This is a genomic window from Bradyrhizobium genomosp. I (2014) (genome assembly GCF_000261685.1).
In the GTDB taxonomy this organism is placed as follows: Bacteria; Pseudomonadota; Alphaproteobacteria; order Rhizobiales; family Xanthobacteraceae; genus Bradyrhizobium.
Genome location: NZ_AJQE01000136.1, coordinates 16708 through 30607, shown reverse-complemented (window position 1 = coordinate 30607; position 13900 = coordinate 16708). Strand labels below are relative to the sequence as shown.

Genomic DNA, 13900 nt, shown 5'->3' with positions numbered 1-13900 from the left:
AGCCGCGTGACGAGCCGTTTAGGATCCAATGAATTGCCTTGCCTTTTCGACCGCACCGAAGGCGTCGAGATTGTCGTGTCCGCCGCCCGCAAAGCGAACGAACTGCTTCGGTTCGTGCGCGAGCGCGAACAGACGCTCTCCGAACACGATCGAAATAGCAAGGTCATCGGTGCCATGCATCACCAGCAGCGGCACCGTGACGCGCGCGATCCGTTCGTCGGAGCGAAACTGGTCGCGCATCAGAAGGCGCACCGGCACGAACGGGAATGCCAGTGCGGCGATGTCGACCGTCGAGGTATAGGGCGCCTCCAGGATCAGCCTGCCGATTGGGCGTTCGGATGCGAGCGCAACCGCCGCGCCCGTCCCGAGCGAAAAGCCCCAGACGACGATCCGTTCCTCTTCATAGCGCGCGGTCGTGAAGGCGTAGGCGGCTGCAGCATCGCGCAGCAGGCCCTGTTCGCTCGGCGCCCCGCTCGAGCCGGCATAGCCGCGATAGGACAGCGCAACGAGGCCGATGCCGTCGGCCGTGATTGCCTTGAAGCGGCCGACGAGGCCGGCCAGAAAATCGCCGTTGCCGGGAAAGTACAGGATCACGGAACGGCCGGGCTTCGCCGGCACATGCCAGACGATGACCCTTTCGCCGTCCGACGTGGTCAGAACGTGCTCCTCAGCCTCGGGCAGGCCCGCGGCATCGGGTGCGGTGCGGCCGACGGGCGGGATCGGAAACAGCATCTCGCGCTGCCGGACATACAGCACGAGGAGACCGGCGCAATAGACGGTCACGAGCAGAATGGCGATCCACTTGACGATGGTCATCATTGCGCCGCCGCTCCTCGATTGAGACCAGGGCTTGCGACGGCTCCGCAGCAATTTCATGACGTCGGGCCGGAGGCTTGCCGGAACGTCGAGCCTGCCGCACGCCACCTCGTGGGCGGCGTGTCACTTGACACGCTGCTCGCGCGTGGCTCCAGACGGCAGGAGATGGGACCGATGCCAGTCTCCGTTGATGGCCGCGGTCCGTTTCTTTCCGCGCTACATCGCCTTGACGATGTTCTCGGTGACCTTCTTGGCGTCGCCGAGCAGCATCATGGTGTTGTCGCGGTAGAACAGCGGATTGTCGATGCCGGCATAGCCGGATGCGAGCGAGCGCTTGATGAACATCACGGTACCGGCCTTCCAGACCTGCAGCACGGGCATGCCATAGATCGGCGAGGTCTTGTCCTCTTCGGCCGCCGGGTTGGTGACGTCGTTGGCGCCGATCACGAAGGCGATGTCGGCCTGGGCGAATTCAGAGTTGATGTCCTCGAGCTCGAACACCTCGTCATAGGGCACGTTGGCCTCGGCGAGCAGCACGTTCATGTGACCGGGCATGCGGCCGGCGACCGGATGAATGGCGTATTTCACCTCGACGCCTTCCTTCTTCAGGATGTCGGCCATTTCGCGCAGCGCGTGCTGGGCCTGAGCCACCGCCATGCCGTAGCCGGGCACGATGATGACCTTGGAGGCGTTCTTCATGATGAAGGCCGCATCGTCGGCCGAGCCGAGCTTGGCCGGCTTCTGCTCGCCGGAGCCGCCGCCCGCGGCGGCCGTCTCGCCGCCGAAACCGCCGAGGATGACCGAGATGAAGGACCGGTTCATCGCGTGGCACATGATGTAGGACAGGATCGCACCGGATGAGCCGACCAGCGCACCGGTGATGATCAGCGCGGAGTTGCCGAGCGTGAAGCCGATGCCGGCAGCCGCCCAGCCGGAGTAGGAGTTCAGCATCGAGATCACGACCGGCATGTCGGCGCCGCCGATCGGGATGATCATGAGCACGCCGAGCGCCAGCGCGAGGATGACGATCAGCCAGAAGTCGAGCGCGCTCCCCGTCATCACCAGCCCGACGATGAAGACGACGAGCAGGATGCCGAGCACGATGTTGATGACGTGGCGGAACGGCAGGATGATCGGCGCGCCGCTCATCCGGGCCGACAATTTCAGGAACGCGATCACGGAGCCGGTGAAGGTCAGCGCGCCGATGGCGACGCCGAGCGACATTTCAACGAGGCTCTGCGCATGGATATTGCCGGGCGTGCCGATGTCGAAAGCCTCGGGCGCATAGAACGCGCCGGCCGCGACCAGCACCGCGGCCATGCCGACCAGCGAGTGGAAGGCGGCGACCAGTTCCGGCATCGAGGTCATGGGAACGCGGCGCGCGATGACGGCGCCAATCGCGCCGCCGATGGCGATGCCGACGATGACGAGCAGCCAGGCGAGACCGTCCGCCGGCGGATGGTTGGCGAGCGTCGTGGCGACCGCGATCGCCATACCGATCATGCCGAACAAATTGCCCTGGCGCGACGAAGCCGGGCTCGACAGCCCGCGCAGCGACAGGATGAACAGCACTCCCGCCACGAGATACAAGAATGCAGAGAGATTGGCGCTCATCTCAGGTCCCCATTGATCCCTTCAGCCCGAGGTGGCCGCTTACTTCGACTTCTTCTTGTACATCGCCAGCATCCGCTGGGTGACAAGGAAGCCGCCGAAGATGTTGATGCAGGCAAAGATCAGCGCCACGAAGCCGAAGGCGCGCGCCCAACCCGAGCCGCTCGATACGTTCGCCACTCCGCCTGCGAGCAGCGCACCGACGACGATCACCGAGGAGATCGCGTTGGTGACGCTCATCAACGGCGTGTGCAGCGCGGGCGTGACCGACCACACCACGAAATAGCCGACGAAGACGGCGAGAACGAAGATGGACAGCCGGAAGATGAAGGGGTCGACGACCTGTGCAACGTGCTCCATGGCTTCTCTCCTTGGGCCCAATTAAGCCGACTTGGGCTGGAAGTTCGGGTGGATGACGGCACCATCCTTGGTCAGCGCGGTGGCCTTGACCAGTTCGTCGTCCCAGTTCACGGCGAGCTTCTTCTCCTTCTTGTCGACCATGGTCTCAATGAACGAGAACAGATTGCGCGCGTAGAGGCTGGAGGCCGAGGCCGCGACGCGGCCGGCGACGTTGGTGTAACCGACGATCTTGATGCCATCGAGATCGACGACCTCGCCCGGCCTCGCACCATCGACATTGCCGCCGCGCTCGACGGCGAGATCGACCAGCACGGAACCCGGCTTCATCGACTTGACCATGTCGGCGCTGACGAGCTTCGGCGCCGGCCGGCCCGGAATCAGCGCGGTCGTGATCACGATGTCCTGCTTCTTGATGTGCTCAGCGGTGAGCGCGGCCTGCTTGGCCTGGTACTCCCTGGACATTTCCTTGGCGTAGCCGCCGGCGGTCTGCGCGTTCTTGAACTCTTCGTCCTCGACGGCGAGGAATTTTGCGCCGAGCGACTCCACCTGCTCCTTGGTGGCCGGACGAACGTCAGTGGCCGTGACGACGGCGCCGAGACGGCGCGCGGTCGCGATCGCCTGGAGGCCGGCAACGCCGACACCCATCACGAACACCTTGGCCGCAGGCACGGTGCCGGCCGCCGTCATCATCATCGGGAAGGCGCGGCCGAAGGCCTCGGCGCCCTCGATCACGGCGCGATAGCCGGCGAGGTTCGCCTGCGAGGACAGCACGTCCATCACCTGCGCGCGGGTGATGCGCGGCATCAGCTCCATGGCGAATGCGGAAATGCCGGCATCGGCCATCGCTTTGAGCGCCGCATCGTTGCCGTAGGGATCCATGATCGCGATGACGAGCGCGCCGCGCTTGTATTGCGCGAGCTCGGACGCCTCGGGGCGCTTCACCTTGATGATGATGTCCGCGTCCCTGAGCGCGTCGGCACTGACGGTGGCGCCAGCCGCGGTGAACTCGGAATCCGGCAGGCCCGACTTGATACCGGCACCCGGCTCGACGGCAACCTCGGCCCCCAGCGCTTTGAACTTCTTCACCGTGTCAGGCGAAGCGGCGACGCGCGGCTCCGACGGATCGATTTCCTTGGCAACGGCAATCTTCATGAGGCCTCCGGCGACGCGGGAGAAAGCGTGCACGCGAACTTAGCGTTACTCCCGCAACGTTGGATACCGGTTTTGGGACCGGCTTGAATGCAAATTTTATGGGCACCGACGACGCTGGCGGTGCGGCAGGGATGAATCAGGTGAGGAAGATCGCCATCAGGATCACGATGAGCGCGACCGAGGCCGTGCCGTACTTCACCAGCTTGATGAAGCCCTCATAGGTCTGCTCGTGGGCAATATAGTCGTTGCCGTCGGCCGTAGTGTACGCCACTTCGCTATGGTCAGCCATGGATGTCCCCAGTCGAAAGTCGAATTCTCGGGCTGGGATACCGCAAACTTTCGGGCAGGGCAACGGCAGGTAGACGCGGTTTTCCCGCAAATCGGGTCATTTGGAATTCCGATTGCCGGGAATCCGGTTCTCGCGCGGCTCAACCCTGATCGATCATCGTGGCGGCGGCGCTCGCAGTGGGCCGCCGCAGCACTGTAAGACCGAGCGCCTCGCGGACCGCGTCGATCGCCTCCTCGCCCGCCCCGGTGAATCGCGCGGTGCGCGGATCGGTGCCGGGACCGACCGACACCGGGTGGTCGCCGGCCAGGAAGCCGTGGGTCATGTGGAACCCCAACGCGCGATAGACCTCGAATTGCTCCTCGGAGAAGAACTGATCGCCGGTGGTCTCATGGGGAAACGTATCGTTGCGCCGCGCATAGTCGCGGATGTAGTCGTTCTCGTCGCTGGTCAGCGAGGACTTGACGTAGACGAGATAGCCCTTGTCATCGCCACCATAGTTGATGACGCCGATCGCGACATGAACGTGGTCCTTCGGGGCATCGTCCGACGTGGCGGCAGATGCGCGCGCGGATGTCCTGTCGGCATTCTCCGCCATGATGGCGCGCGTGCGGTCGCGGATCGGCGTCCACGGCAGGTCGATCCGGACGCCGAGATCGATGCGGGCATAGCGCTGGAGCTTCATCAGCGAGGAGAAATTCATCGGCACGTCGGCTTCCGCGTCGACCGCGATGATCACCCTGCAGCGCCGGCGGAGCAGCTCATAGACGCCGAGATTTTCGATGTGACCGCCGTCGGTGAGATAGACGCCGTCGCTGTTCTCGTAGAGACGGCCCGAGATTTCCGACCACAGGAACAGCGGCGTGGAGCGGCGCTGCGGCCGCGCGGTAGCCTCGACATAGCGCGGGTTGCTCAGCCAGTAGCCCAGCCGCACGTTCAACAGCGCGAGCGTCGGCGTCAGCGCCTTGATCGAGTTCGAGCCCATGTTCGACGATGCCGCCGCCCCCGAGATGGCCATTGCGGTGGCCAGGTCGAGGCTCTGCTCCAGACGCTCGACCGCCGGGGTCCTTGCATAGCGCGTCGCCTCGCTGCCGACATAGAGCGGCGAGAAGACGAAGAAGTCCGCGTTGCGGCCGCGCCGGTTGGCGAAGTCCGAACCCTGGATGTTGAGCGCCGTGTTGATGAGATGATAGGGCGCCCGCAGCTTTGGCGCGGCGGTCCGATCGTTCGCCACCACATCGTCGCCCGCGACCGCGAAAAGCTCGCTCAACTTCATGCGATCGAGCGGCTTGAAATCGCGCCCCTGGTCGAGGCTCGCCTCGGCGCGCGCGATATTGCCGTCTGCCGAACGGCCGGGGTCGAACAGAAAGGCCTTGCTCAGCCGGTCGCGGTACAGGCGGTGCAACGAATTCGCGTTCGGTGCCAGAAGCAAGGAAACGCCGAATAGCAGTACGCTAGTAACCACATAGAGAATAACGACCGGCAGAGCGAACTCATATCCGGGCCCAGCACTCAGCCAGCGGAATTGGCGCTCGACACTGTTCGCGGCGACCCTGAGCCAGATCGGAACGTGCGAGAGTGGCGTTAGCCACTCCATCGCCGCAGCCGTTCGAGCGGCTTTTGGCGTGATCTCGGCCGAGAAGGTGCCGGCGCCCGCATCGAACGCGATCTTGCCCGACAGATTTCCCGATGCGGGCGCTGTGGTGGCGGCGAGGCACTCCCTCTGCGCAACGGCCGTCAGCGGCGCCTGACATTTTTCGATCGGGTCGTTGGCGATGCCCCAATAGGACAGATAGAGATAAGCGACCCAGATGATCAGCGGCAGCGCCAGGCCGGCGATCCACAGCGCGACCTTGGCGATGACCGAGAACACCAGCGCGACCCATTGCGAGGATACGCTGTTGCCCTTCAGGAGTTCGGCAAACTGCCCACGAAAAGCCATGAAGAACAAGCCAATCGGAGCTGCAATTGCAGCGAATGATTTAATCCAATTGACCGCTACATTGCGGACCGGCCCGCCGATTGCGTTGCTCTCGAAGACATCGAACATCTGCTCCAGCATGAAGGGCTGAAACTCGAGAAATGCGATCGCAGCAAGCAAAGCCAGAAAGGTCGCGCCAGCAGTCGCCCAGTGCGAACGGAACTCCTGGCGTTTCTCGGGCCTTGCAAACGACTGCTTGAGCGCCCAGCCGAAAAACAGGCCGACACCCATGATTGCCATGGCGCGCGTCAGCGTGAAATGCAGAACCGGCAGGACCCGCGCGAAGTCGCACGCGATCCCGAGCAGGAGCGCGATGCCCGCAGCATAGGTCAGGAAGATGGTCGGTCCGATGCCCCGCTCCGCGCGCGAGACCAGATAGGCAATTCCGCCGCAGGCAAGCAACGGTAGCGCGACGATCGCGCCGACAGCCGTGAAGCCGAAGTCGTCCCCAACCCTGCCGAAAGGGTGCAGTTCACATTGTGGCGAAACGCCGACGGCAAGGTCGACACCGATGAAATTCGCGACCGTCAGACAACTCCGCAGCGGCGTCCACCAGATGGTGACGGCTGCGAGCGGCAGCACGACCGGCAGCGTCAGCCCGATATTGGCAATCAGGCCCCGCGCCACGATCGCAATCCCGGTCAGGAGATCGCGGACACCAGCGGCGAACAGATAGTTGGAATAATTTCTGATATGCCCGACCGAGGGTGTGTCGCTGATCTCGCTGGCGGTTACGATCCCCCCAGTCGGCCGCTCGCCGAACACGAAACGGCCAGTCGCCGTCATGGTCGCGCTGAGCGAAGTGCCGATATAGCCGCCGCCGGAGACGGTGGAGAGATAGTCGATCCGCCGGAACAGATCATGGTGGTTCAACGCCTGGAGGACGCCAAGACAAAGCGCCGAAGAGCGAATGCCGCCGCCTGACAATGCCAGTCCGATGACGTCGAGCATCTGGCAGGATTGCAGGCCATCCGGGGGGATCTGGCGCGTCTCCTCGCGCCGGGTATTGATCGCCTTGATTTCGTCGCAGACGATCTGGTGATGCTTCTCAAACCAGGGCACTTCGTAAGAGGACCGGGGCGCCCGGGCTTCGCTGGGCTGCGTCGGCTGGACCTGATCGAGCATGCGTGCCTCCCCAAGACGGCGCAGCAGCGGCAATCAACAGTTGTAAAATTAGCGAACGATAGCCTTATGGAGATTAGTCTCATCGGCGATGCGAACGTTCAATCCCTCATCGCAAGCTCGTGAGAGCCACCGCGAAGCTGGTACGGCGCCGGCTGGAACCGGCGCCGGCGCCGCATCTGGCAATCAAAGTCTGAGCCGCAAAGTCTGAGCCGCAAAGCCGCGCGTCAGGCCTCCCCCGCGCGCGTCAGCCCATCGCCTCCAGCTCGTCGATCATGCCGGCGATGACCGAAAGACCGCCGTCCCAGAATTTGGGATCCTTGGCGTCGAGCCCGAACGGCCGCAGCAGTTCGGAATAGTGCTTGGTGCCGCCGGCAGCGAGCATGTCGAGATAGCGCTCCGCAAAGCCTTCGGCCGCATGCTCGTACACGGCGTAGAGCGAGTTCACGAGGCAGTCGCCGAAGGCATAGGCGTAGACGTAGAACGGCGAATGGATGAAGTGCGGGATGTACATCCAGTAGTTCTCGTAGCCCGCCTTGATCTCGATCGCGGGCCCGAGGCTCTCGCCCTGCACCGACAGCCAGATCTCACCGAGCCGCGTCGCGGTCAGCTCGCCGTTCTTGCGCTCGGTGTGGACGGCGCGCTCGAACGAATAGAATGCGATCTGCCGCACCACGGTGTTGATCATGTCCTCGACCTTGCCGGCGAGCAGCGCCTGGCGCTGTTTCGCATTCCTGGTCTGGGCGAGGAGCCGCTTGAACGTGAGCATCTCGCCGAACACGCTCGCGGTCTCCGCCAGTGTCAGCGGCGTCGGGGCCATCAGCGCGCCGTTCTTCGCGGCCAGCACCTGATGGACGCCGTGACCGAGCTCGTGCGCGAGCGTCATCACGTCGCGCGGCTTGCCCTGGTAGTTCATCAGCACGTAAGGATGCGCAGACGGCGTGGTCGGATGCGAGAACGCTCCAGGCACCTTGCCCGGCCGCACCGGCGCGTCGATCCAGCGGTCGGCGAAGAAGCGCTCGGCGATGTCGGCCATCTCTGGCGAGAAGCCGCGATAGGCCGTCAGCACCATGCTTCGCGCCTCCGGCCAGCCAATGACGTCGGTCGCCGCAAACGGCAGCGGCGCGTTGCGGTCCCAATAGGCCAGACGCTTCTTGCCGAACCACTTCGCCTTCAGCGCATAATAGCGATGCGACAGCTTCGGATAGGCGGCGCGCACCGAGGCGACCAGCGCATCCACCACCTCGCGCTCGACCCGGTTGTTCAGATGGCGGGAATCCGCCACGTCCTTGAAGCCGCGCCAGCGGTCGGAGATGTCCTTGTCCTTGGCGAGCGTGTTGGTGATCAGCGCAAAGGTGCGCTCATTGGCCTTGAAGGTCTTCGCCAGCGCTTCGGCCGCGCTCTTGCGCTTGGCGCCGTCACGGTCCTGCAGCAGATTGAGCGTCGGCTCGATCGCGAGCTCCCTGGATCCGACCTTGAAGCGCAGGCCGGAGATGGTCTGGTCGAACAGCCGGTTGAAGGCGGAATAGCCGGTCTGCGCCTTCTCCAGGAAGAGCTGCTCGAGCTTGTCGTCGAGCTGGTACGGCTTCTCCTTGCGCAGATCCTCGATCCAGGGACGGTAGTGCGCGAGCCCGGCGGCTTGCATCGCGCGGTTCAAAATATCGTCATCGATCCGATTGAGCTCGAGCGCGAAGAACAGAAGATGCGTCGACGCGGCCGTCAGGCGCTCGGACACGTCGCCGTAAAACTTTGAAATCGCAGGGTCCACGCTGTCGCCGGCATGGACGAGGCCGGCATAGGAGCCGAGACGGCCGGCGAGATCGTCGATCGCCTCATAGCGTCGCACGGCTTCGGCGAGCCATTTTCCGCCATCTTCGTTTGCTGTCCCTGTCGCCAGCTTGCCCTTGTAGTCCGTCTCGAAGGCGACGCAGTCGGCATCCAGCTTCTCGAGATCGCGCGCCACTTCCGGCGCGTCGATCCCGGAATAGAGATCGGCGAGGTTCCACTCCGGAAGCTTGCCGGTCTTGCTCGCAGGCTTGGAGGGTTTGGTCTTGGCGACAGGTTTCTTGGCGACGGATCTCTTGGCGACGGATGTCTTGGTGGCTTGCTTGCGGAGAGCAGACTTTGTCAGAGCGGACTTGGAGCGCGAATTCATTGTGTGGGAAACCTGTGTTCAACAGTCGCGGCGGCGGGCGGGGGCATCAAGGTTTAAGAGTGCGTTAATCGGCTTCGGCCAGAGTGCCCCGATTCGAGACAGATAGTAGTAGCGTGCGGGGAACACCATGGCTGCCAGTATTTTGATCGCCGACGACGACGCTGTAGCCCGCCGGCTGGTCGAGAACATGGTGCAGAAATGCGGCTATGAGACGGTCGTCGTGGACTCCGGCGACGCCGCGATCGCCGCCCTCACCGCCCCCGACGGACCTGTCATCGACGGCGTCATCCTCGATCTCGTGATGCCCGGCCTCGACGGCATGGGCGTATTGGCGAAGATTCGCGAAGCCGGCCTGAGCATCCCCGTCATCGTGCAGACCGCCCATGGCGGCATCGACAATGTGATCTCGGCGATGCGCGCGGGCGCGGCCGATTTCGTCGTCAAGCCGGTGGGCGTGGAGCGGCTCCAGGTCTCCTTGCGCAACGCGCTCAACGCGTCCGCGCTCAAGGGCGAATTGCAGCGCATCCGCCACAGCCGCGAGGGCCGGCTGACCTTCTCGGACATCATCACGCGCGCCGAGGCAATGACCCCGGTGATGCGAGCCGCACAGAAGGCCGCAAACTCCGCGATCCCCGTGCTGATCGAGGGCGAGTCCGGCGTCGGCAAGGAGATGTTCGCGCGCGCCATCCATGGCAGCGGCGAACGTAAGGCCAAGCCGTTCGTCGCGGTCAATTGCGGCGCGATTCCCGACAACCTCGTCGAGTCCATCCTGTTCGGCCACGAGAAGGGCGCCTTCACCGGCGCCACCGAGCGGCACACGGGCAAGTTTGTCGAGGCCCATGGCGGCACGCTGTTTCTGGACGAGGTCAGCGAGCTGCCGCTGACCGCGCAGGTGAAGCTGCTGCGCGCGCTCCAGGAAGGCGCCGTCGAGGCCGTCGGCGGCCGCAAGCCGGTCAAGGTCGACGTCCGCATCGTCTCGGCAACCAACCGCAAGCTGCTGGAGCGGGTGAAGCAGGGACATTTCCGGGAAGACCTGTTCTATCGCCTGCACGTGCTGCCGCTGACGATCCCCTCGCTGCGCGCCCGGCGCGAGGACATCCCGCATCTGCTCAGGCATTTCCTGGCGCGCTTTGCCGCCGAGGAGAACCGCCCGATCACCGGCATCAGCGGCGAGGCGATGGCGCAGCTTGCCCAGCTTGACTGGCCCGGCAACATCCGTCAGCTCGAGAACGCGGTCTACCGCGCCGTGGTGATGAGCGATGGCGACCAGCTCGGCCTTGGCGATTTTCCCCTGCTCACCTCGCAGCCGCATCCCGTCACGGATATTCCAACCGCCCCGCTGATGCTCGAGCCGGCGGCGACGCCTTCTTTGGTATCGGGTAACGAAATACCGATCGCGCCGCTCCCGGCCGTGGGAACTCTCGCCATGCTCACCGCGACCGGTGACGTCCGCTCGCTGGAAGACATGGAGAACGAGATCATCCGCTTCGCAATCTCGCACTATCGCGGCCAGATGTCCGAAGTGGCTCGCCGCCTCAAGATCGGCCGGTCGACGCTCTACCGGAAACTCGACGAGGCCGGGGTTCCCGGACATGGCGGCAAAAGCGATGAGGAGACGCACTGAGCCCAGTGCGAACGGGGGTTCGCGCGACGGTGCGAGACAGCTCTAAGCCATTCGCATGACGACAAAATCGACTGCGACTTGAACCGTGACCTGGAAGTGACAGACAGAGGGAAAAGCGCGTGGCCGAAGCGCACAATCCGTTGCCAAGAGGCTCCCTTGAAGTCAGTTTGTCGTGAGTTGTCCCGGGTAGCGCTGGCCGCAAAATCGGGGCCTGTATATCGTCTGCGTAGGTAATCGTTGCGTGCAGGCGTGCAACTTTCGAGAGGCCGGCGCGGTTAGCCGAAACTCACCAATAGGCGATAACGAAGCTGTTCCACGAGGGACAATTCACCCGAGGGGTGCGACACAATGCGTGACTGTTTGAACCACCGTGCGGGCTTTGACCGTGTCTTGATGACGGTTGCGGCGACCTTCCTCGCGGTGTCCGCCAGCTCGGCCCTTGCTCAGGATCAGGCGCGCAGCAGCGCCGCCGAGCTCGCGATCGAAGCTGCGATCCCGCGCCCCGAGCCGGCAAACGTCCCACCCCCCACTGCAGCCGACATCAAGCTCGACACCACCGCCACGGTGCAGGATCCGACCAAGGAAATCGCGAAGGAGTCCGTCAAGGCGGACGGCGCGCCGGCGCCGGACAAGGTCGAGACCAAACCGTCCGACGTCGCCACCACACCTGCGCCCGAAGCATCGAAGAGCGAGTCCGCGAAGACCGAGCCCGCCACGACCGAGCCTGCCACGACCGAGCCTGCCAAGGCTGACACCGCGACCGCCACGCCGGCAGCTCCCGCTGCACCTGCTGCCGCAACTCCCGCCGCCGAGCCGGTGAAGGCCGCAAGCAACGTGCCCGCCGCCGACCAGCCGGTCGCGGACAAGCTCAGGGACATCATCGGCGCCAAGACCTCGCGCCATTTCGACCGCAAGAACGAGCGCGCGGCGATCGAGAAGTTTTACGGCGCGCGCGATTTCGCGCCGGTCTGGACCCAAGCCGGCAACCTGACCCCTGCGGCCAAGGGCGTCATCGCACGGCTGAAGGACGCGGCCTCCGACGGCCTCAACCCCGCCGACTATCCGGTGCCGGATTTCGCCAGCGCCACCACGCCCGATGCGCTGGCCGATGCCGAGCTGAAGCTCACCGCCAGCATGTTCGACTATGCACGCCATGCCCAGAGCGGCCGCATGCACTGGTCGCAGGTCAGCGGCGACATTCTCTATCCCGAACATCCGGTCGACCCCAACGAGGTGCTCGCCAAGGTCACGACCGCGGCCGACGCCTCCGCGGCGCTCGACAGCTACAACCCGCCGCACAAGCTCTATAAGGAGCTGAAGGCCAAGCTCGCCGAGCTGCGCGGCCAGGGCAACGGCCCGGTGATCGAGATCGCCGACGGCCCGACGCTGAAGTACACCGCGGCCAGCAAGAAGCGCGCAGAAATCGTCGTGGAAGATCCGCGCGTGCCGCAACTCCGCGCCAAGCTCGGCCTTGCCGAGAACGCCGGCGACATCCGCTACGACGCCGCCGTCGCCGAAGCCGTCCGCAAGTTCCAGCGCAGCGCCGAGATGAAGCCGACCGGCATCCTCGACGACAGGACGGTCAAGGCGCTCAACACCCCCAAGCGCGACAAGCAGATCGACACGGTGGTGGTCAACATGGAGCGCTGGCGCTGGCTGCCGCGCGACCTCGGCGCGCCTTCGCTGGGCGATGCCTACGTCATCCTCAACATTCCCGACTACACGCTCAAGGTGATGCAGCGCGGCCAGCAGGTCTGGGCCACCCGCGTCGTCACCGGCAAGCCGGGCACGCATGCGACCCCGCTGCTCACGGAGACGATGAAGTACATCACGGTCAATCCGACCTGGAATGTGCCGCCGTCGATCGTCTACAATGAATACCTGCCGGCGCTGCAGCAGGACCCGACCGTGCTTCAGCGCATGGGCCTCAAGCTCGAGCAGAACCGCGACGGCTCGGTGCACATCTCGCAGCCGCCCGGCGAAGCCAATGCGCTCGGCCGCATCCGCTTCAATTTCCCGAACAAGTTCCTGGTCTATCAGCACGACACGCCGGACAAGAACCTGTTCGCCAGGGACGAGCGCGCCTTCAGCCATGGCTGCATGCGCGTGCAGAATCCGGATCAGTACGCCTCCGTGCTGCTCAACATCACCATGCCGAACGAGAAGTACACGCCGGAGCGCGTGCGCAGCATGTACGGCAAGAGCGAGATCGATCTGAAATTCCCGACCCCGATCCCGGTCAACATCACCTATCAGACCGCGTTCGTGGACGACGCCGGCAAGCTGCAATTCCGCAAGGACGTCTATGGCCGCGACGCGACCATGATCAACATCCTGAAGAACAACCGGGGCAAGGACCTCGAGGCCGTCGTGGCTCATTCCCAACCGAGCTATTCGCGGCCGGCGACGACGTTGCCCCCCGGCGTGGCGATCGCCAACAATGGCGGCGGCTCGTCCGGACTAAACTTCTTCGAGCGGCTGTTCGGGGCGCCGACCCCGGCCCAGCCGCCGGCGCCGGTCGGCCGTCGTCCCCAGCGGGTGTTTACCCGCTGAGCCCGGCTCAGCGCCTAATTTACAAGAATTCTGCAATAAAACAGCGGCCGCCCTCTGCATGGGGCCGCTTAGCGTTAACCATTCGCGATCCGGGCCCCGGCCAGCGGGCGTTTTTTTGCCACAGTCAACCGCTTAGGATCGTGTTCTGACTTGGTTTGGGGGCGGGAAGGTCAACCTCGAATTAACCTTCTTGCTTTAAGAAAGCGTTCATCCTCTTCGCGCTGCTACGGGGTTGGCGGG

Annotated in this window: 9 protein-coding genes; 2 read left to right on the top strand and 7 right to left on the bottom strand. The window is 64.4% G+C overall.

Going from position 1 to position 13900, the window contains the following annotated elements; translation table 11 throughout:
• Positions 1 to 18: 18 nt before the first annotated feature.
• From IC50_RS41265 to IC50_RS12685, 7 genes are all read right to left on the bottom strand, one after another.
• Positions 19 to 816 carry an alpha/beta hydrolase gene (locus IC50_RS41265; RefSeq protein WP_035704733.1) on the bottom strand — a complete coding sequence of 266 codons (798 nt, stop codon included), beginning with the start codon at positions 814 to 816 and terminating at the stop codon, positions 19 to 21.
• 216 nt (positions 817 to 1032) lie between these two features.
• Positions 1033 to 2430 carry an NAD(P)(+) transhydrogenase (Re/Si-specific) subunit beta gene (locus tag IC50_RS12710; RefSeq protein ID WP_035704699.1) on the bottom strand — a complete coding sequence of 466 codons (1398 nt, stop codon included), beginning with the start codon at positions 2428 to 2430 and terminating at the stop codon, positions 1033 to 1035.
• Positions 2431 to 2469: 39 nt separating this feature from the next.
• Positions 2470 to 2787 (bottom strand): proton-translocating transhydrogenase family protein, encoded by a 318-nt coding sequence (locus tag IC50_RS12705; protein ID WP_035704698.1) that lies wholly within the window; start codon positions 2785 to 2787, stop codon positions 2470 to 2472.
• A 21-nt stretch (positions 2788 to 2808) separates the two neighbouring features.
• Complete coding sequence (locus tag IC50_RS12700; protein WP_035704697.1) at positions 2809 to 3939, bottom strand: Re/Si-specific NAD(P)(+) transhydrogenase subunit alpha; 1131 nt, start codon at positions 3937 to 3939, stop codon at positions 2809 to 2811.
• A gap of 136 nt (positions 3940 to 4075) precedes the next feature.
• Complete coding sequence (locus tag IC50_RS12695) at positions 4076 to 4228, bottom strand: aa3-type cytochrome c oxidase subunit IV (protein ID WP_035704696.1); 153 nt, start codon at positions 4226 to 4228, stop codon at positions 4076 to 4078.
• A 139-nt stretch (positions 4229 to 4367) separates the two neighbouring features.
• Positions 4368 to 7331 carry a patatin-like phospholipase family protein gene (locus tag IC50_RS12690; RefSeq protein WP_035704695.1) on the bottom strand — a complete coding sequence of 988 codons (2964 nt, stop codon included), beginning with the start codon at positions 7329 to 7331 and terminating at the stop codon, positions 4368 to 4370.
• Positions 7332 to 7575: 244 nt separating this feature from the next.
• A complete protein-coding gene (locus IC50_RS12685) occupies positions 7576 to 9483 on the bottom strand; it encodes a M3 family oligoendopeptidase (RefSeq protein ID WP_035704693.1) in 1908 nt (635 codons plus the stop codon).
• 127 nt (positions 9484 to 9610) lie between these two features.
• Here IC50_RS12685 and IC50_RS12680 point away from each other — a divergent pair, with 127 nt between their 5' ends.
• Both IC50_RS12680 and IC50_RS12675 read left to right on the top strand, forming a co-directional pair.
• On the top strand, positions 9611 to 11107 hold the full coding sequence (locus tag IC50_RS12680; RefSeq protein WP_035704692.1) for a sigma-54-dependent transcriptional regulator: 1497 nt from the start codon (positions 9611 to 9613) through the stop codon (positions 11105 to 11107).
• A gap of 348 nt (positions 11108 to 11455) precedes the next feature.
• The gene (locus IC50_RS12675; RefSeq protein ID WP_035704690.1) at positions 11456 to 13660 is read left to right on the top strand and encodes a L,D-transpeptidase family protein; all 2205 of its coding nucleotides are present in this window, start codon (positions 11456 to 11458) and stop codon (positions 13658 to 13660) included.
• Positions 13661 to 13900 lie beyond the last annotated feature (240 nt).

Excerpts from the sequence above, each read along its gene's own strand:
- IC50_RS41265 (WP_035704733.1), bottom strand. The coding sequence starts at position 816 with ATGACCATCGTCAAGTGGATCGCCATTCTGCTCGTGACCGTCTATTGC.
- IC50_RS12710 (WP_035704699.1), bottom strand. The coding sequence starts at position 2,430 with ATGAGCGCCAATCTCTCTGCATTCTTGTATCTCGTGGCGGGAGTGCTG.
- IC50_RS12705 (WP_035704698.1), bottom strand. The coding sequence starts at position 2,787 with ATGGAGCACGTTGCACAGGTCGTCGACCCCTTCATCTTCCGGCTGTCC.
- IC50_RS12700 (WP_035704697.1), bottom strand. The coding sequence starts at position 3,939 with ATGAAGATTGCCGTTGCCAAGGAAATCGATCCGTCGGAGCCGCGCGTC.
- IC50_RS12695 (WP_035704696.1), bottom strand. The coding sequence starts at position 4,228 with ATGGCTGACCATAGCGAAGTGGCGTACACTACGGCCGACGGCAACGAC.
- IC50_RS12690 (WP_035704695.1), bottom strand. The coding sequence starts at position 7,331 with ATGCTCGATCAGGTCCAGCCGACGCAGCCCAGCGAAGCCCGGGCGCCC.
- IC50_RS12685 (WP_035704693.1), bottom strand. The coding sequence starts at position 9,483 with ATGAATTCGCGCTCCAAGTCCGCTCTGACAAAGTCTGCTCTCCGCAAG.
- IC50_RS12680 (WP_035704692.1), top strand. The coding sequence starts at position 9,611 with ATGGCTGCCAGTATTTTGATCGCCGACGACGACGCTGTAGCCCGCCGG.
- IC50_RS12675 (WP_035704690.1), top strand. The coding sequence starts at position 11,456 with ATGCGTGACTGTTTGAACCACCGTGCGGGCTTTGACCGTGTCTTGATG.